Source organism: Luteimonas rhizosphaericola (genome assembly GCF_029888045.1).
Classification (GTDB): domain Bacteria; phylum Pseudomonadota; class Gammaproteobacteria; order Xanthomonadales; family Xanthomonadaceae; genus Luteimonas; species Luteimonas rhizosphaericola.
Genome location: NZ_JARXRN010000025.1, coordinates 53,746 through 70,861, shown reverse-complemented (window position 1 = coordinate 70,861; position 17,116 = coordinate 53,746). Strand labels below are relative to the sequence as shown.

Sequence of the window (17,116 nt, the reverse complement as noted above, 5' to 3'; positions counted from 1 at the left end):
CCTGCGCCTTCGGCGCGCCCCCCTGACTCAGGGGGGCTTTCCTCCAGACAGATCCGTTCGTCCGCGACCGGAGAAGAGCAAGCCAATCATGTCCGCCACCGCACCCCTCACCCGTACGCCGCTCGAGCGCATCCGCATCCTCGAGCCGCGCCATCCCAACCGCTCGACCGGGATCATCAACGGCACGACCTCGGGCATCCTCAACTGGAACGACATCCCGTATCCGTCGTTCTACCGTGCCTACAAGGAGCTCTCGACCAACTTCTGGATTCCCGACGAGGTCGACATGAAGGGCGACGCGCGCCAGTACGGCGAGCTGTCGGCGCGCGAGAAGAACGCGTTCGATTCGATCATCGGCCTGCTGGCCACGCTGGATTCGCCGCAGACGCGCTTCATCTACAACGTGGCCGAATACATCACCGACCCGGCCGCGCACGCCAATGCGGCGATCATCGGCCAGCAGGAGGTGATCCACAACGAGAGCTACAGCTACGTGCTGGCCTCGATCACGGACCTGGCCAACCAGAACCGGATCTTCGAAATCGCGCGCACGCACCCCACGATCGTCGCGCGCAACCAGCCGATCATGGCCTCGTACGACGATTTCATGCGCGAGAAGTCGGCCGAGACGCTGATCCGCGCGCTGGTGCAGTCGTCGATCCTGGAGGGCATCAACTTCTATTCCGGCTTCGCGTACTTCTACAACCTGGTGCGCCAGAACCGGATGACCGGCACCGGCAAGATCATCAGCTTCATCAACCGGGACGAGCTGGCGCACAGCAAGTTCATCAGCGAGCTGATCCGGGCGATCGTCGGCGAGAACCAGGCCCTGCAGGGCGATGCGCTCACCGACTACGTGCATGGGGCGTTCGCGCACGCGATCGAACTGGAAACGCGCTGGACCGGCGAGGTGCTGGACGGCATCGACGGCATCGACGTGGACGAGATGGTGCGCTACGTGAAGTACCGCGCCAACAAGATGGCCGGGATGCTCGGGATCGAGTCGATGTACGGCGAGGCGACCGACAACGTGATGCCGTGGATCCGGGCGTATGCGGACAATTTCACCGAGACCAAGACGGACTTCTTCGAGATGCGGAATGCGTCGTACAAGAAGACGAATTCGGATAACGGGTTCGATGATCTCTAGCGCCCGGTCCGGGTCTGTGTTGGGGCAGTGCAATGCTTGGGATCGACAACCAGCCTCCGACGACTTGCGATGACGCCTGAATCGATTCAAACGATTTCAGGAGCAGAGCTTTCGCGCTGCGCGCGAGTTCCTTTTGAAGGACCAAAAGGAACCAAAAGTCCTGTCGCCGGACGCGAGCCGGCGAGGCTTCGCCTCGCCGGTGCCCTGCGCTTCTCGGTCGACGGGGCACGCGGCCCAAACTCGCTGCGCTCGGACATGGGCCGCTCTTCGGCCCCGCCGCCCTGCGATGCTCGGCTCGCTTTAAGGCTCGAGAGAGCAGGAGCAACTGCCAACGCAACATCGCGAGCAACGGCAACAGCAACAGCAACAGCAACATCAACGGCAAAGCCAACGGCAATGGCAACAGCTGCGCCCGGCACTGCAGCGGAGTCTGGCCCGCACTGGCCATCTGGTAGTCATTGGCGATCAGGGCTTCCATGCGCATCCTGATCGCGTTCAGTTCGCTCAGCGGGAACACGCGCGATGTGGCGCGTACGATCCGCGCGCGGTGCGAGGCACTGGGGCACGCGGTGACGTGGATCGAGGCTGACGTCCAGGCGCTCGCCACCGTCTGCCCACGGAATGCGGCGCACGATCTGTACGTGCTCGGCAGCTGGAGCACCAACGGCGGACGCACGCCGCCGGAGATGAAGCGTTTCATCGAGGACCTTGTCTTGGCCGTCGGCAAGCCGGAACACATCGCGGTGTTCGGCACCGGCGAGACGCAGTGGGGCGAGGAGTACTACTGCGGCGCGGCGCGGCGGATCGCGGCGTTCTTCGACACGCCCTATCCGCGGCTGGAGATCGAACAGATGCCGCACGGCGAACGCGACGCCGCCACGATCCGGGCCTGGACCGACAGCGTCCTGGCCCTGACCCACACACTCATCGAAACGACCGCCCATGCAGACACTCCACGCCTCCACGCCTGACGACTATGCCGCCGCGCTGGCCGCGCATCCGCGGCTGCTGGTCGACTACTACAAGGACGACTGCCCCGCCTGCCGCATGCTGGACATGTCGCTGGCGAAGTTCGCCGCCGGCGAGGAGGCCGCGGGCCTGGTGCTGCTGAAGGTGAAGCTGGAAACCGTCGGCGAGACGTTCTTCCGCGGCCTCGGCCTGCGCCAGACGCCGACGCTCGCGCTCTACCGGGACGGCGCCGAAGCCGCGCGCCTGCCCGGCTTCCAGGCGCCCGGCCAGATCGCGCGGGCCGTCGGCCTGTACCTGGCGCCGGTGGGCGCGGACGCATGAGCGTGGCGCCGCCCGCCACCGCCCCGGACACCGAAGCGCGCCTGCTGGAGATCGTGTTCCCGGACCACACCAACCACATCGGCACCCTGTTCGGTGGCACCGCGCTGGCGTGGATGGACAAGGCCGCCTTCATCGCCGCCTCGCGCTATGCGCGCCGCAGCGTGGTGACGGCGCGCTCGGAGCAGGTGGACTTCCGGCTGCCGATCCGCCAGGGGCAGCTGGTCGAGACGATCGCGCGCGTGGTCGCGGTCGGGCGCACGTCGATGCAGGTGGACGTCGCGCTGGTCGCCGAGGACCTGCTCAGCGGCGAGCGCGCGCTGTGTACCCGCGGGCGCTTCGTGATGATCGCGCTCGACGCCGACGGCGCCCCGGCGCCGGTGCCGCCGCTGGCGGATGGCTGACGCGCCGCGCCCGCGCTCACGCGCCGTTGCCGGCCGGGCGGCGATGCTGCGCACCCTCCTTTGCGCCTCCAGGACTCCGCGATGGACGAGACCACGCCGAGCATGACCCACCTGTTCCAGCAGCTCGGCCTCGACGAAGGCGAGGCCGCGATCGCCGCCTTCATCGGCGGGCACCAGCTGCCCGCGGACGTGTACATCACCGAGGCGCCGTTCTGGAGCGACGCCCAGCGCCAGTTCCTGGCCGAGCAGCTGCAGCTGGACGCGAAGTGGACCACGGTGGTCGACCAGCTCAACGAATCGCTGCACGAGGATGCGGTGCGGCGGCAGACGGGGCTGTAGACGGCGCGGCGTGGACGACGCCTCGCCGACGGGTGAACCGGTCGGTCGACTGGGAGTGGCGGAACCCCGTGGTATTTCCCCGATTTGGCCATTCGGGATGACGGCATCCCCGGATGCGGCCTGTGGGCTCATCCGGACGACGCACGTCGTAGCCGGCACGGTGCTCGCGGCGCTTCGCTGGCGGGGTGAACCGGTCGGTCGACGGAAGGTGGCGGAACCGCGTGGCGATTTCCGACGCGGCCATCCGGGATGACGGGATCCCGGATGCGGCCTTCGGCCTTATCCGGGCTACGCGATGCGACGCCCGGGCGGATCGGGGGAAACTGCGCGACGGTTGCAGCGGCAACCGTGCCGGCGGCGCGGGCACCGGCTGTGACATAGTCCTGCGCTCGTCCACACGCCGCCGCCCGCGATGGCCCGCGACTTCGTTCTCACCCTGTCCTGCCCGGACCGCACCGGCATCGTCCACCACGTGTCGGGCCTGCTGTTCGCGCACGGCTGCAACATCGTCGATGCGCAGCAGTTCGGCGATCCCGAGTCCGGGCGCTTCTTCCTGCGCGTGCATTTCGACACCCCCGCCGCGGGCCGCGTCGACGCGGTGCGCGAAGCGTTCGCGCCGCTGGCCGACGCGCACGCGATGGACTGGCGCCTGCACGACGCGCGCCGGCGCGCGCGTCTGCTGGTGCTGGTGAGCCGGCAGGGCCACTGCCTCAACGACCTGCTGTTCCGCACCCACAGCCGGCAGCTGCGCGCGGACATCGCCGCCGTCGCCTCCAACCACGGCGACTACGCCCAGCTCGCGGGGTCCTACGGCGTGCCCTACCACCACCTGCCGGTGGACGGCGACAACCGCCAGGCGCAGGAGCAGGCGATCCTCGACCTGGTCGAACGCGAGCGCATCGACCTGGTGGTGCTGGCGCGCTACATGCAGATCCTCTCGCCCGCGCTGTGCGACGCGCTGGCCGGGCGCGCGATCAACATCCACCACAGCTTCCTGCCGAGCTTCAAGGGCGCCCAGCCCTACCACCAGGCGCACGCGCGCGGGGTCAAGATCATCGGCGCCACCGCGCACTACGTGACCCGCGACCTCGACGAGGGCCCGATCATCGAGCAGGACGTGGCCCACGTGGACCATGCGATGACGCCGGCGGCCCTGATCCGCATCGGCAGCGACGTCGAATCGCGGGTGCTGGCGCGCGCGGTGCGGCTGCACGTGGAGCACCGCATCCTGCTCAACGGCCACCGCACGGTGGTGTTCCGCTGAACTCAGCCGGCCGCGCGGCGCGCATCGCGCGTGCCTGTCGGCGCGGACTCAGGCCACCCGCGTGATCCCGGCCGCGTCGAGCGCGGCGCGCGTGGGCGCGTCGCCCTCGGGCGTCACCGGCCGGGTCAGGTCCCACAGGAAGCGCACGCGGAAGCCGGCCGCGACGGCGTCCTGCGCCGACCACAGCACGCAGTAGTCGCGCGCCAGTCCGCACAGGTGCACCTCGTCGATGCCGCGCTCGCGCAGCCAGCCGGCCAGGCCGGTCGGTGGGCGGGTGCCGCCGGGGCCGTGGTTCTCGCGGAACGCGCTGTAGGAATCGACGTCCGCGCGCGTGCCCTTGCGCAGCACCAGGTCCGCCGCGGACCAGTCCACCCGCGAATCGAGCGCCGCGCCCGGGGTGCCCTGCACGCAGTGGTCGGGCCACAGCACCTGTGGCTGGCCGTGCAGGTCAATGGTCTCGAACGGCGCGCGCCCGGCATGGCGGGAAGCGAACGACGCGTGGCCCGGCGGATGCCAGTCCTGGGTCGCGACCACGGTGCGGTAGGCGCGCGCGGCCAGCAGCGCGGCGATGCCGGGCACGATCGCGTCGCCCGCGTGGCATGGCAGCGCGCCGCCGGGCATGAAGTCCGGCTGCAGGTCAACCACGATCAGGGCGGTGGTGTCGGGGAAGGCGGCCATGCTGGCGGGTCGGGCGGAGGGCGGATCCCCGAGGGGTACTGCGTCCGCGGCGCGCGATCCGCGGTGCGGCTGCAAGAACGCCGGCGCGGGGCGCCGGCGTTCTCGTGGCGCCGTCCGCCGGTCAGGCGATCGAGGCGCGGTGGATCGATGCGATCGAGGCGTCCAGCGCCTGGTTGAACGCGGCATCGTCCTGCTGCGCGCTCAGGCCCTCGCTCAGCGCGCGGCTGAAGCTGGCGATCACGCCCGGGTTGCGCGCCAGCTTCGCATTGGCCTCGTCGCGGCTGTAGCCGCCCGACAGCGCCACCACCTTGAGCACCGACGGGTGCTCGACCAGTTCCTTGAAGAAACCGTCCACGTCCGGCAGCGTCAGCTTGAGCATCACCGGCGTCGACGGATCGATCGTGTCCAGGCGCTCGAGCAGGCCCTGCTTCAGCGCGACTTCGATGTCGGCCTTGTCGGCCGCGTTGATGTCGACCTCCGGCTCGATGATCGGCACCAGGCCGGCGGCCAGCACCTGGCGGCCGAGTTCGAACTGCTGGTCGAGCACGTCGGCGATGCCCTTCGCATCGTTGCGCTTGATCACCGAGCGCTCCTTGGTGCCGAACACGCCCTTGGCCTTGGCCCGCGCCAGCAGTGCGTCCAGGCCCGGGATCGGCTTCATGCGCTGCACGCCGTCGGCCTCGTCCTCCAGGCCCTTGTCGATCTTCAGGAACGGCACCACGCCCTTGTCTTCCCACAGGTAGGCGACCGCGTTCTTGCCGCCGAACTCGTCGTCCATGGTGCGCTCGAACAGGATCGCGCCGAGCACGCGCTCGCCGGTGAACGCCGGGCTGGTGACGATGCGGCTGCGCATCGCGTGCACCTGGGCGAACATCTCCTGTTCGTTCGAATACGCCGACTCGTCGACGCCGTAGAGCTTGAGCGCCTTGGGCGTGCTGCCGCCGCTCTGGTCGAGCGCGGCGATGAAACCCTGGCCGGAGGCGATGCGGGCGCGCTGTTCGGGATGGATGGACACGGTCGGTGGCTTCCTGTGCTGGCGGACGGATGCGCGTTGCGCGGGAGCCGACGATGATACCGGCCCGCGTGCGGTGCGTTGCTGTCGTGCAGCATGCCGCGCCTGGACCGAGACGCGCGCGTCCCGCGCAGCGCCCACGGGTCGCGCCGGCGCCGCGCGACGGCGCGTGCGGGGGCAAGGCCTAGAATGCGCCATCCGCGCACCGCGCCCGCCCGACCCTTCGAGCCGATGAAAGCCTACCTGCCGCCGTGGATGCATGCTTGGCTCGCGGAGATCACCCTCGGGCTGCATGTGCTCGCGATCGTGCTGGCCGCGCTCGTGCTGCGCTGGCTGGCGCGGCGCCTGGTCAATCGCGCCCACCGTCGCTACGACCTGCCGATCCAGGTGGTGGTGACCGCGCGCCGGCTGTCGAGCTTCGTGATCGGCTTCGGCGCGCTGCTGCTGGTGCTCGAGCGCTTCGGCGTGTCGGGCAGCGTGCTGTGGACCGCATTCACCGGCTTCGCCGCGGTGGCGGCGGTGGCGTTCTTCGCCGCGTGGAGCGTGCTGACCAACGTGTTCTGCTCGGTGCTGCTGCTGCTCACGCGCCCGTTCCGGCTGCTCGACCACATCGAGGTGCTGGAGAACGGCGAACGCGCGGGCTTCGCCGGGCGCGTGGTCGACATGAACCTGATCTTCGTGACCCTGGAAGAGACCCACCCAGCGGGCGGCGAGAGCCTGCTGCGGGTGCCCAACAGCCTGTTCTTCCAGCGCGCGACCCGGCGCTGGCGCGGCGAGCCGGTGCCGCAGCCGCCGCGCGAGCGCAGCGGCGACGACGGCGGATCCTCCACGCCCGGCGCCGGCGGCGGTGGCGGCGCGGCGGCGGCGAGCTTCCCGTAGCGGCTCGATGCGGCGTCGCGGCGTCGCGACGACGCGGGCCCCAGGCATCCGGCTCCAGCGCGTGCACGATGCGGTCGCACCCGGCGCGTGGGCTTAGGATGGACGGCCACGCCCGTCCCCGGTGCCGCATGATCCGCTTCCGACCCGCCCTGCTCGCCCTCGCCCTCGCGCCCGCCTTCGCCTGCGCGCAGTCCACCGCGCCGGCCGACGACACCGGCGCCGCGGATCCGCGCATCGACGCCGCGGCCACGGCCGTGCAGCCGAAGGTGGTCGCCTGGCGGCGCGACCTGCACCAGCATCCCGAACTCGGCAACCAGGAGACCCGCACCGCCGGCGTGGTGGCCGACCACCTGCGCGCGCTGGGGCTGGAGCCGCGCACCGGGATCGGCCCGACCGGCGTGGTCGCGGTGCTGAAGGGCGCGCGCCCGGGCCCGCGGATCGCGCTGCGCGCCGACATGGACGCGCTGCCGGTGACCGAAGCCACGGGCCTGCCGTTCGCCTCCACCGTGAAGAGCGAATACCGCGGCCAGCCGGTGGGCGTGATGCACGCCTGCGGCCACGACCTGCACGTGGCGATCCTGATGGGCGTGGCCGAGGCGCTGGCCGGCATGCGCGAGCAGCTCGCCGGCGAGGTGATGTTCGTGTTCCAGCCGGCCGAGGAAGGCCCGCCGGTGGCCGGCGAGGTGGCGGGCGCGAAGCGCATGCTCGACGCAGGCATCTGGGACGACTTCACCCCTGACGCGGTACTGGGCCTGCACGTGTGGTCGCGCCTGCACGCCGGCCAGATCGGCGTGCGCGCCGGCCCGTTCATGGCCAGCGCCGACGAGTGGACGCTGACCGTCACCGGCCGCCAGACCCATGGTTCGCAGCCTTGGGCGGGCGTGGACCCGATCACCGTCGCGGCCCAGGTGCTGCTGGGCGCGCAGGCGATCGTCGCGCGCCAGGTCGACATCACCGCGCACCCGGTGGTGCTGACCGCGGGCCAGCTGCAGGCCGGCACGCGCTTCAACATCATTCCCGACACCGCGACCATGGTCGGCACCCTGCGCACCTTCGACGCCGGCGTGCGCCAGGACGTGATCGACCGCTTCCGCAGCACCGCCGAGCACTTCGCCGCGGCCAGCGGCGCGACCGCGACCCTCGAGGTGGCCGGCAACGCGCCCGCCACCGCCAACGACCCGGCCCTGCTGCAGCGGCTGCGCCCGTCGCTGGAGCGCGCGGCCGGCACCGGCAACGTGGTCGAGGTGCCGCGCTACACCATCGCCGAGGACTTCTCGGTGTTCGCCAACGAAGTGCCGGGGCTGTACTTCTTCGTCGGCACCACGCCGCGGGGCGACGCGCTGGACAGTGCGCCGATGAACCACTCGCCGCTGTACGCCCCGGACGAATCCGCGCTCGACCTCGGCGTGCGCGCGCTGCTGCAGGCGACGGTGGACTTCCTCGACGGCGCCGGCGCCTAGCCCGCGCCGGCGCGGCGCGCGTTTAAGATCGGGCGTCCGCCGCCCGGAGACCGCCATGATCCGCTGCCTGTTCGCCTGCTGCCTGATCGCCGCCGCATGGCCCGCGCCTGCCCAGGAGGCGCAGCGCGCCGAGGTCGCCGACGCCGCGCAGCGGCTGCAGGACAAGGTGGTGGCCTGGCGCCGCGACATCCACCAGCACCCCGAGCTCGGCAACCGCGAGACCCGCACCGCCGCCCTGGTCGCCGATCACCTGCGCGCGCTGGGCCTGGCGCCGGAGACCGGCATCGCCACCACCGGCGTCACCGCGGTGCTCAAGGGCGGCCGGCCCGGGCCGCGGATCGCGCTGCGCGCGGACATGGACGCGCTGCCGGTGACCGAACGCACCGGGCTGCCGTTCGCATCGACCGCCACCACCACCTTCCGCGGCGAGACCGTCGGCGTGATGCACGCCTGCGGCCACGACGCGCACGTGGCGATCCTGATGGGCGTGGCCGAGGCGCTGGTGGCGATGCGCGACGAGCTGCCGGGCGAGGTGCTGTTCGTGTTCCAGCCGGCCGAGGAAGGCGTGCCGGAAGGCGAGGTGGGCGGCGCCGAGGAAATGCTGGCGCAGGGCGTGTTCGCGTCGTTCCGGCCGGATGCGGTGTTCGGCCTGCACGTGAGTTCGGCGCTCAACGTGGGCCGGGTGTCGGTGCGCCCGGGGCCGATGATGGCGGCCTCCGACAGCTTCGAGATCACCGTGAAGGGCCGGCAGACGCACGGCTCGCGGCCGTGGAACGGGGTGGATCCGATCGTCGCCGCGGCCGACCTGGTGTCCAGCGCGCAGAGCATCGTGAGCCGCCGCACCGACATCACCAGGCTGCCGGCGGTGGTCACCTTCGGCGCGGTCAAGGGCGGCATCCGCCACAACATCATTCCCGATTCGGTGGAGCTGATCGGCACCATCCGCACCTTCGACGACGGCATGCGCGCGGACATCTTCGAGGACCTGCGCAACGTGGCCGAACACGTCGCGGCCGCGCACGGGGCGAGCGTCGAGGCCACGATCCCGCTGGACCACAACTATCCGGTCACCGCCAACGATCCGGAGCTCACCGCACGCCTGCGCCCGAGCCTGGAGCGCGCGGTGGGCGCCGGCAACGTGGTCGACCCGGGCCTGATCACCGGCGCGGAGGATTTCTCGTTCTTCGCGCGCGAGGTGCCGGGCCTGTACTTCTTCGTCGGTGCGACCGCGCAGGGCCGGGATCCGGCCACCGCGGCCAGCAACCACTCGCCCGAATTCCTGCTCGACGAGGGCGCGCTCGACGTCGGCCTGCGGGCGATGCTGCAGGTGTCGCTGGACTACCTCGACGGCGCGGGCGGCTGACCCGGCCGGTCGACCGGCTGCGCCTAGAATGCGCGCATGGCACGTCCCGAAGATTCCCTGCTCGGCCGCGAGGTCGCCTATCCGGCGCACTACGACCCCGGCCTGCTGTTCCCGATCCCGCGCGCGCCGGCGCGTGCCGCGCTGGGCCTGGGCGACGCGCTGCCGTTCGACGGCCTCGATCGCTGGCACGCGTACGAGCTGTCGTGGCTCGACGGCCGCGGCAAGCCGGTGGTCGCCACCGCGACCCTGTCAGTGCCGGCCACCTCGCCGTCGCTGGTGGAATCGAAGTCGCTCAAGCTGTACCTGAACTCGCTCAACGCCAGCCGCTTCGACACGCCCGACGCGGCGCGCGGGCGCATCGCCGCCGACCTCTCGCAGGCGGCCGGCGCGCCGGTGTCGGTGGCGTTCGGGCTGCCGCCGCTGGGCGACGCGGAGACGGCGACCTGCATCGACGCGCTCGACCTCGACGTCGACCGCTACGGCCCGCCCGCGCCGGAGCTGCTGTCGGCCGCCGCCGGCGACGAGGCCGATGAAGTCCTGTGCAGCCACCTGCTCAAGTCCAACTGCCCGGTGACCGGCCAGCCCGACTGGGCCAGCGTGCACATCGCCTACCGCGGCCCGCGCATCGACCAGGCCGGCCTGCTGCGCTACCTGGTGTCCTATCGCGACCACGCCGGTTTCCACGAACAGTGCGTGGAGCAGATCTTCGTCGACCTGCTGGCGCGCTGCGCTCCGCGGCGGCTGTCGGTCGAAGCGCGCTACACCCGGCGCGGCGGGCTGGACATCAACCCCTGGCGCGCAACCGCGGGCGAGCCCCCGCCGCCGCCGCGGCGCGAGCTGCGCCAGTAGCGCCGACCGCCACGCCGCCGCGATGCGGTCTTAACGCCGGGCGTGCCACTTTCGCGCCGCACCATCCATGGTGAGGAGCGCCCGGCATGAGCAACGACAAGAAGCCCGATTTCTCCAACGTCCAGAGCGGCGCCAACACCCGTTCCGCGGGCGGCGGCAGCGGCACGCTCGCGGGCGCCAGGCCCGATTTCTCCAACGTGGTCAGCGGCGCCGACACCGTGCCCGGCACGCCGGCGGGCAGCGCGCGCAGCTACACCATCGAGGAGGGCGACACGCTCTCGGCGATCGCCCAGCGCGTGTACGGCAAGGCGAAGTACTGGCGCCAGATCCACGAGGCCAACCGCGCCGGGATCGAGAATCCCGACCGCATCTATCCCGGCCAGGTGATCACCCTGCCCGCCATCGACACCGACGGCGACGGCACGCCCGACGACCCGGCCGCGGCCTGAGCCGCGCCACCCCATCCATTGCAGCGAGGACATCCCATGAACCGCACCCGTTTGTCGCAGGCCCTGCTCGCCGCCACGCTCGGCGCCGTCGCCCTGGCCGGCTGCCGCAAGGAAGAGCCCGCGCCCACCCCCCCCGCCACCCCTCCGGCGGAGACCACGCCGGCGCCTGCACCGGCCCCCGCCCCTGCGCCGGCCGCGCCATCCGCCAGCGTCGGGTCGGTCACCCTCGGCAACGCGATCGACGCCAACAACCGCGTCGGCACGCCGATGAGCACGTTCGCCACCGGCGACACGATCCACGCCTCGGTCGCCACCGACGGCGCCGCGCCGGCGGAGCTGACCGCGAAGTGGACGCACCTGGACAGCAGCCAGACCGTGGCCGAGGAAACCAAGAACATCGCCGCCGGTCCGCAGATGACCGACTTCCACATCAGCAAGCCCGATGGCTGGCCGACCGGCAAGTACCGGCTGGAGGTCTCGCTCGACGGCGCGGTGGTCAACACCAGCGAGTTCGACGTGCAGTAACCGGGGCACGGCGCGTCGCAGCGGTCGTCGCGCCCTCCCACGCGAGGGCCGCTGCCGCGCCGGAGGCACGCTTCCCGCAACACCGGAACGATCCCCGCCGCGGCGGGGATCGTCGTATCCGGGCAACGCGCATCGAGCGGAGCGCGGGGCGCGCCCGCGCTATCGCGCTGGCGGCGTGCCCGCGGGTTCGTCCAGCAGCGCGCGCAGCGAGGCGGGGCGTGCGACCAGTTCCTGCATGGCACCGTCCGCCAGGTCGAGCCGGACGTGTCGCGCCGGCGCGCCCTCGGCCAGGATGCGCAGGATCGCCATCAGCGGGCCGATGCGTGCACGCACCATACCGCCCGGGGTGTCGTCGGCGCGGACGCGGCCGGTATCCGCGTCCCCGTCCGCGCCGGCCAGCGCCCGCGCCAGCACCGCGTACTGGCTGGCGCGCGCGACGGTGATCTCGTCGAAGGCCAGGTCGCCGGCATTGGCCACGCGCAGCACGTCGGTCGCCAGGTCCAGCGCCTGCCACCGGGCGAAGTCCTCCAGGCGCAGCCCGCGCGCGGCGGCCAGCGCGCGCGCGGCGGCCTCCGCGCGGCGCCAGTCGGCGTCCAGCGGTGCCGGTGCCGTGGGCGTCGGCGCGATGCCCGGACACTCGAGGAAGGCGGACGAGAACCCGCCGCCGCCCGGCAGCGAGCCCGGCCCACCCACCGGGATGCGGGTGCGCAGCTGCGACAGCACCAGCAGGTCGGCGCCGGTCAGCGGGCTCTGCACCAGTTCGCGCATCCCGCACGACCACGCCTGCAGGAGCCGCCGACGCACCAGCTGGTCGAACGTGCGGCAGGTGAACTCGCCGTAGTCGCGCGCGTCGAGGATCGAGCGCTCCCACGGCGGCGCCGGCGCCTGGTCGTATTCGGCGCGGTACAGGTCGAACAGTTCGTCGAAGCGCGGCACCTGCGCCAGGCGCACGGTCTCGACCTCGACCTGGCCGCCGCCATGCAGCGTCATCAGCGTGTAGCCCGGCACGTGCGCCGCCAGCGACGGCGCCTGCAGGTTGAACAGCGCGCCGCCGTCGCTCGCCGGGTGGCGCCCCAGGTCGTTGAAGTGCATGTGCCCGCCCACGTGCAGGCGCAGGCCGGTGTCCGCCAGCATGCGCGTGGTGGCGTCCGCGGGCCGCCGCTGCAGCTGCATCGCCTCCGGCCCCAGCAGTTGCGCGATCGCGTCGGACGCGCCGTTGTAGTACTCGCCCATCGGGAAGTGGCTGAAGGCCACCACCTGCTTGCCCAGGCGCGCGCCGCGCGCGACCACGTCGCGCAGCCAGGCGACCACGTGCGGACGGTGCACCAGCATCGCGTCGAAGCCCTGGCCGCCCGAACCGGTGAACTCGTCCGGCCCGGTGGGCACGTAGACGTTCGCGTCCAGCGCCACCAGCCAGACGCCGTCGACCGGTTCGACCAGATAGGTGGCGTCGGGCACCTGCCGGCACCAGCGTTGGCCGCGGGGCGCGTCCGCGTCCGCCGTCGCCTCGCCGCAGATCCGGTGCCGGCGGCGCGTCCAGTCGGCCTCGCGCAGGGCGGTTTCGAAGCGGTAGCCGGCCACGTCGCGGGAGCCGTACGGCGTCTCGAAGTAGCGGTCCCCGGGCCGCGGCATGAACCCGTGCCCCGCGAGCATGCCGGTGATGCCGGCGTGGCCCAGGGTGCGCACCTGCTCGGTGCAGACCGTCGCGCCGCGGCGGGCGTGTTCGCCCGGGTACAGGGCGCTGCAGTCGGCGTTGCCGCCGCGGCTGTAGACCGCCTGCGCGCCGACCCGGCCGGTGCGCGGGTCGCGGCCGAGCCAGTCGGGCTTGCCGCCGGGCCGGTCGAAGGGGCGCACCGGGTCGTGGTTGCCGGGCGTGGCCAGGAACACCAGCCCGTGTTCGGCCGCATAGCGGTCGAGGATCGCGACCAGCCCACGCATGTGCACCGGTTGGCCGTCGTCGGAGAAATCGCCCGGCAGGGCGACATGGGTCGCGCCGCGCGCCACCGCGTCGTCGAGCGCGGCGAGGAAGGCGAAGTGGTTCTCGTTGAACAGGCGCGTCGAGGCCAGCTGTGCCTGCATCGTGCGGATGGTCGCGCGGCGGCCGTTGCGCGGATTCACCAGGCCGTCGAACGTCCCGTCCGGGAAGTCGCCGTAGACGTCATGGAAGTGCACGTCGGGCATGAACGCGATCCGCAGCGGCGCGTGCCGCGGCGACGCGCTCGGCGCCGGTGCAAGCGCGTCCGCGTCCGCGCCCACCGCCGCGACCTCGGCGGAGGCGCACCCGGAGAGCGCGAGCGACAGCGCGGCCGCGCCGGCCACCGCGGCGCGGCGCAGGCGCGGGATCATGCGGCCGTGCCTGCGCCGGACCACCGGGTCAGAACTCGATCCGCACGCCGAGGCTGATCCGCCGGCCCGACAGCTCGTACATGGTCGGGAACGACGGGTCCATGGTGTAGCCGGTGGTGGCCTCGTCGGTGATGTTGATGCCCTTGAGGCTGAGCTTGATGTTGTCCGCCACGCGGTAGCCGATCGAGATGTCGGTCTGGCCGTAGGCTTCGCGCCAGATCGGATACATGTTGTAGCCCAGGCTCTCGACGTAGTCGCCCTTGTGGTTGTGCGAGACGCGGGCGTCGAAGCGCTCGTTGTCGTAGTACAGGGTCAGGTTCCAGGTTTTCTCGGCCAGCCCCGGCATCGGGGTCTGGATGTCGAGCGCGGATTCGCCGGCCAGCGAACTGCTGAGCGAGGTGTAGTTGGCGTTGACGCCGAAGCCCTCGAGCGAGCGGTGCACCGATTCCAGCGGCAGGTGCGCGATCAGCTCGAAGCCGTCGACGTCGTAGGAGCCGCTGGCGTTGACCGGCTGGTAGACGTCGAAGTCGAAGTAGCCGTTGAGCGTGCCGTTGGCGTTGTACACCGCCACGTCCGGCACCACCCCGGTGAGCGCGTTGATCACCACGCCCTCGATCGTCTTCTGGAAGTACGAGGCCGCCAGCAGGCCGCCGTTGTCGAAGTATTTCTCCAGGCCCAGCTCCCACTGCTCGGCCTGCGTGGGCTCCAGGCCCGGATTGCCGTCGGTGAAGCGGAACGAGCTCCAGCTGGCGGTGCGCTTGTAGGCCAGGTCGGTGAGCGCCGGGCGCATCAGGGTCTCGGAGGCCGCGGCGCGCAGCAGCAGGCCGTCGGCGAGTTCGGCGGTCGTGTTGAGCGACGGCAGCACGTTGGAATACCCGCCCGACTGCGACACCGGGTCCTCGGTGAAGCCCGGCGTGCCGTCGGGGTTCTGCACCGGGTGGTAGCCGAACGAAACCACCGAGGTGTCCACGTAGCGCAGGCCGGCGTTGAGCGAGACCGGCACCGGGCCGAGGTCGAAGGCGAAATCGGCCATCGCGTACACGCTCGTGGCCTCCTCGTCGACGCGGTAGTACTCGCCTTCCTGGAACGGGGTGGCGAAGCCGGGATAGCGGAAGGTGGCCCGCGCGTAGTCGTTGGAGACCTGGGCCCAGTCGAGCTCGCGCGCGCGGTAGTGGCCGCCGGGCACCAGCGATCCGATCGGACGCAGCTCGCTGTCGGCCAGGGTGCGCACGCCGGCCCACGAGGTGTCGCCCGGCCCCGGGCCGTGGATGTTGAGCACGCCGCGCTCGCGCTCCTTGGACTTGTCGGTGTGGCGCGCGCCGAACTGGATCGCGTGCAGCGCGGGCAGGAACGCCAGGTCCAGCGACCGGCGCGCGTTCACCTGCGCGGCGTACTTGTCGTCGCTGATCTGTTCGAGCGTGGTCTCGTAGGCCTCGAACAGGTAGCGTTCGGGCGCGTCGTACATGTCGATGGTGTCCGGATCGGCGCTGGGGATGGTCTCGCCGCCGGTGGCCGTCCAGCGCGTGCGCGAGGGCGCGTAGGCCACGTGCTTGAGGTTGGCGTAGTCGAGCCGCTTGTCGGCGCCCGAGTAGCCGGCCAGGGCATCGACGCTCCAGCGCTCGCCCATCCAGTCCATCGCCAGGCTGTACTGGCGGTAGTCGTTCTCGCCGATGCGCTCCTTGCTCAGGAACTCGTGCTGGGTCGCGGTGTAGGACACGTCGCGCAGCACCACGATGCCCTGCCCGGCCAGGGTGGTGTCGTCGTATTCGTGGACGGTGTCGAGCGTGCTGCGGCTGGAGGCCGAGTACGCGGCGGCGTCGTACTCGTCCTCGGTGGTGTCGTAGGCGCCGACCAGGGCGTCGAAGGTCAGGCTGAAACGGTTGCCGGGCCGGTATTGCAGCGAGGCGGTGGCGCCCCACTTCTCCTGTTCATTGAGAAACACGCGGTCGCCGACCTTGTCCTGGAACACGATCAGGTCGGTCTCGCCGGGATCGGTGCGGTCGGCGATGACCACGCCCGTGTCGCGCTCGAGCACCGCCTGCGCCTGCTCGCCGCGCTCGCCGGAGGCGCCGAGGAAGCGCGACAGCGGGCGGAAGTTGATGCCCGAGTTCGCGTCGGTGCGGTTGGTGCGCCTGCCGGCGGAGAACGACACCAGCGCGCCCCAGTCGCCGCGGGTGTCGCTGGCGAGGAACGAGGCCTTGGGATCGGTCTCGCCGGAGATGGAGTTGTGCGCGCCCTCGGCGGAGAGCACCAGCTTGCGCTCGCTGTAGTCGAACGGCCGCGCGGTCGAGATCTGCACCGAGCCGGCGATGCCGCCTTCCTCGTGCGCGGCGGTGGGCGACTTCTGCACCGTGACCTGCTGGATGATCTCGGAGGCGAAGATGTCGAACTCCACGTCGCGCCCGCCGCTGCCCGAGGCGGTGGCCAGGTCATTGATCGACACGTGGGTGTACTCGGACGGCAGCCCGCGCACGTTGACAGCCGTGCCCAGGCCCTTATTGCGCTCGATGGTCACGCCGGGCATGCGCTGCAGCGCCTCGGCCAGGTTCTGCTCGGGGAAATCGACCACGTCGGTGGCGACGATCGAATCGGAAAAGCCGATGTTGTCGCGCTTGAGGTCGACCGCCTGGTCGAGGCTGCGGCTGTAGCTGCCGCTCACGCGCACCGCGTCGAGCTCGGTCGCGGCCGCGGCGGCGGGCACCGCGTCCTGGGCCGCGGCCTGCAGCGGAACGCATGCCGCGCCCGCGGCCAGCAGGGCGGCGATCGCGCGGTTCAGGGGCGTGGGGCGAGGCGTGTGGGCGCGTGCACGCCGGGATGTCGGGCTCATGCGGGTCTCGTCGGGGAGGAAAGAAAGGCGCAGCGACACCCGGCCCGTGCCATGCAGGCCCGTTCGGTGCCACGTCGCAGGCGGGCAAGCCTAGGAGGTGAATGTGACGTCGAAGTTGCGTGACCGCTCGGCGACGCACGTGGACGCGCACGCTGTTGGCGTGTACGCGCAGGTGTATGCGGACGCGCCCGCGCGCGGTGCGTTTTGCCGGCCATCGCCGAACACGCGACAATGGCCCGCTGCCCCGCCGCCCCCGCGGCCACGGCCCCACCTCCGCTGCGCAG

16 protein-coding genes are annotated in these 17,116 nt (G+C 71.6%); 12 read left to right on the top strand and 4 right to left on the bottom strand.

From position 1 onward, the window contains the following. The first annotated feature begins 88 nt into the window (after window positions 1-88). The 6 genes from QFW80_RS09690 (at window position 89) to purU (ending at window position 4,444) form a co-directional block, all read left to right on the top strand. Complete coding sequence (locus QFW80_RS09690; RefSeq protein WP_280601631.1) at window positions 89-1,150, top strand: ribonucleotide-diphosphate reductase subunit beta; 1,062 nt, start codon at window positions 89-91, stop codon at window positions 1,148-1,150. Window positions 1,151-1,626: 476 nt separating this feature from the next. Beyond that, a complete protein-coding gene (locus tag QFW80_RS09685) occupies window positions 1,627-2,121 on the top strand; it encodes a flavodoxin (RefSeq protein WP_280601629.1) in 495 nt (164 codons plus the stop codon). Further along, complete coding sequence (locus QFW80_RS09680; protein WP_280601627.1) at window positions 2,093-2,440, top strand: thioredoxin family protein; 348 nt, start codon at window positions 2,093-2,095, stop codon at window positions 2,438-2,440. The genes QFW80_RS09685 and QFW80_RS09680 overlap by 29 nt, the downstream gene beginning before the upstream one ends. Continuing rightward, window positions 2,437-2,841 carry an acyl-CoA thioesterase gene (locus QFW80_RS09675; protein ID WP_280601625.1) on the top strand — a complete coding sequence of 135 codons (405 nt, stop codon included), beginning with the start codon at window positions 2,437-2,439 and terminating at the stop codon, window positions 2,839-2,841. The genes QFW80_RS09680 and QFW80_RS09675 overlap by 4 nt, the downstream gene beginning before the upstream one ends. Before the next feature lie 81 nt (window positions 2,842-2,922). After that, the gene (locus QFW80_RS09670; RefSeq protein ID WP_280601623.1) at window positions 2,923-3,180 is read left to right on the top strand and encodes a DUF2789 domain-containing protein; all 258 of its coding nucleotides are present in this window, start codon (window positions 2,923-2,925) and stop codon (window positions 3,178-3,180) included. A gap of 412 nt (window positions 3,181-3,592) precedes the next feature. Next, a complete protein-coding gene (gene purU, locus QFW80_RS09665; RefSeq protein ID WP_280601620.1) occupies window positions 3,593-4,444 on the top strand; it encodes a formyltetrahydrofolate deformylase in 852 nt (283 codons plus the stop codon). Window positions 4,445-4,492: 48 nt separating this feature from the next. On the opposite strand, the gene QFW80_RS09660 is transcribed toward purU, so the two are convergent. Both QFW80_RS09660 and QFW80_RS09655 read right to left on the bottom strand, forming a co-directional pair. Beyond that, a complete protein-coding gene (locus tag QFW80_RS09660) occupies window positions 4,493-5,122 on the bottom strand; it encodes a nicotinamidase (protein ID WP_280601619.1) in 630 nt (209 codons plus the stop codon). Window positions 5,123-5,243: 121 nt separating this feature from the next. Then, the gene (locus QFW80_RS09655; RefSeq protein ID WP_280601617.1) at window positions 5,244-6,137 is read right to left on the bottom strand and encodes a fructose bisphosphate aldolase; all 894 of its coding nucleotides are present in this window, start codon (window positions 6,135-6,137) and stop codon (window positions 5,244-5,246) included. A 228-nt stretch (window positions 6,138-6,365) separates the two neighbouring features. Here QFW80_RS09655 and QFW80_RS09650 point away from each other — a divergent pair, with 228 nt between their 5' ends. The 6 genes from QFW80_RS09650 (at window position 6,366) to QFW80_RS09625 (ending at window position 11,659) form a co-directional block, all read left to right on the top strand. Then, window positions 6,366-7,013 (top strand): mechanosensitive ion channel domain-containing protein, encoded by a 648-nt coding sequence (locus tag QFW80_RS09650; protein WP_280601615.1) that lies wholly within the window; start codon window positions 6,366-6,368, stop codon window positions 7,011-7,013. 131 nt (window positions 7,014-7,144) lie between these two features. Continuing rightward, the gene (locus QFW80_RS09645) at window positions 7,145-8,473 is read left to right on the top strand and encodes an amidohydrolase (RefSeq protein ID WP_425603563.1); all 1,329 of its coding nucleotides are present in this window, start codon (window positions 7,145-7,147) and stop codon (window positions 8,471-8,473) included. 55 nt (window positions 8,474-8,528) lie between these two features. Further along, window positions 8,529-9,836: an amidohydrolase gene (locus QFW80_RS09640; protein ID WP_280601612.1), complete on the top strand. Its 1,308-nt coding sequence runs from the start codon at window positions 8,529-8,531 to the stop codon at window positions 9,834-9,836. Between the two features lie 36 nt (window positions 9,837-9,872). Continuing rightward, window positions 9,873-10,685: an NADPH-dependent 7-cyano-7-deazaguanine reductase QueF gene (queF, locus tag QFW80_RS09635; RefSeq protein WP_280601610.1), complete on the top strand. Its 813-nt coding sequence runs from the start codon at window positions 9,873-9,875 to the stop codon at window positions 10,683-10,685. 86 nt (window positions 10,686-10,771) lie between these two features. Then, on the top strand, window positions 10,772-11,134 hold the full coding sequence (locus QFW80_RS09630; RefSeq protein WP_280601608.1) for a LysM peptidoglycan-binding domain-containing protein: 363 nt from the start codon (window positions 10,772-10,774) through the stop codon (window positions 11,132-11,134). A 36-nt stretch (window positions 11,135-11,170) separates the two neighbouring features. Further along, window positions 11,171-11,659: a hypothetical protein gene (locus tag QFW80_RS09625; RefSeq protein WP_280601607.1), complete on the top strand. Its 489-nt coding sequence runs from the start codon at window positions 11,171-11,173 to the stop codon at window positions 11,657-11,659. 159 nt (window positions 11,660-11,818) lie between these two features. Here QFW80_RS09625 and QFW80_RS09620 read toward each other — a convergent pair whose 3' ends face one another. After that, window positions 11,819-14,005, bottom strand: coding sequence for a metallophosphoesterase (locus tag QFW80_RS09620; protein ID WP_280601606.1), 2,187 nt, complete (start codon window positions 14,003-14,005; stop codon window positions 11,819-11,821). A gap of 28 nt (window positions 14,006-14,033) precedes the next feature. Further along, window positions 14,034-16,832 (bottom strand): TonB-dependent receptor, encoded by a 2,799-nt coding sequence (locus tag QFW80_RS09615; RefSeq protein ID WP_280601605.1) that lies wholly within the window; start codon window positions 16,830-16,832, stop codon window positions 14,034-14,036. Window positions 16,833-17,116 lie beyond the last annotated feature (284 nt).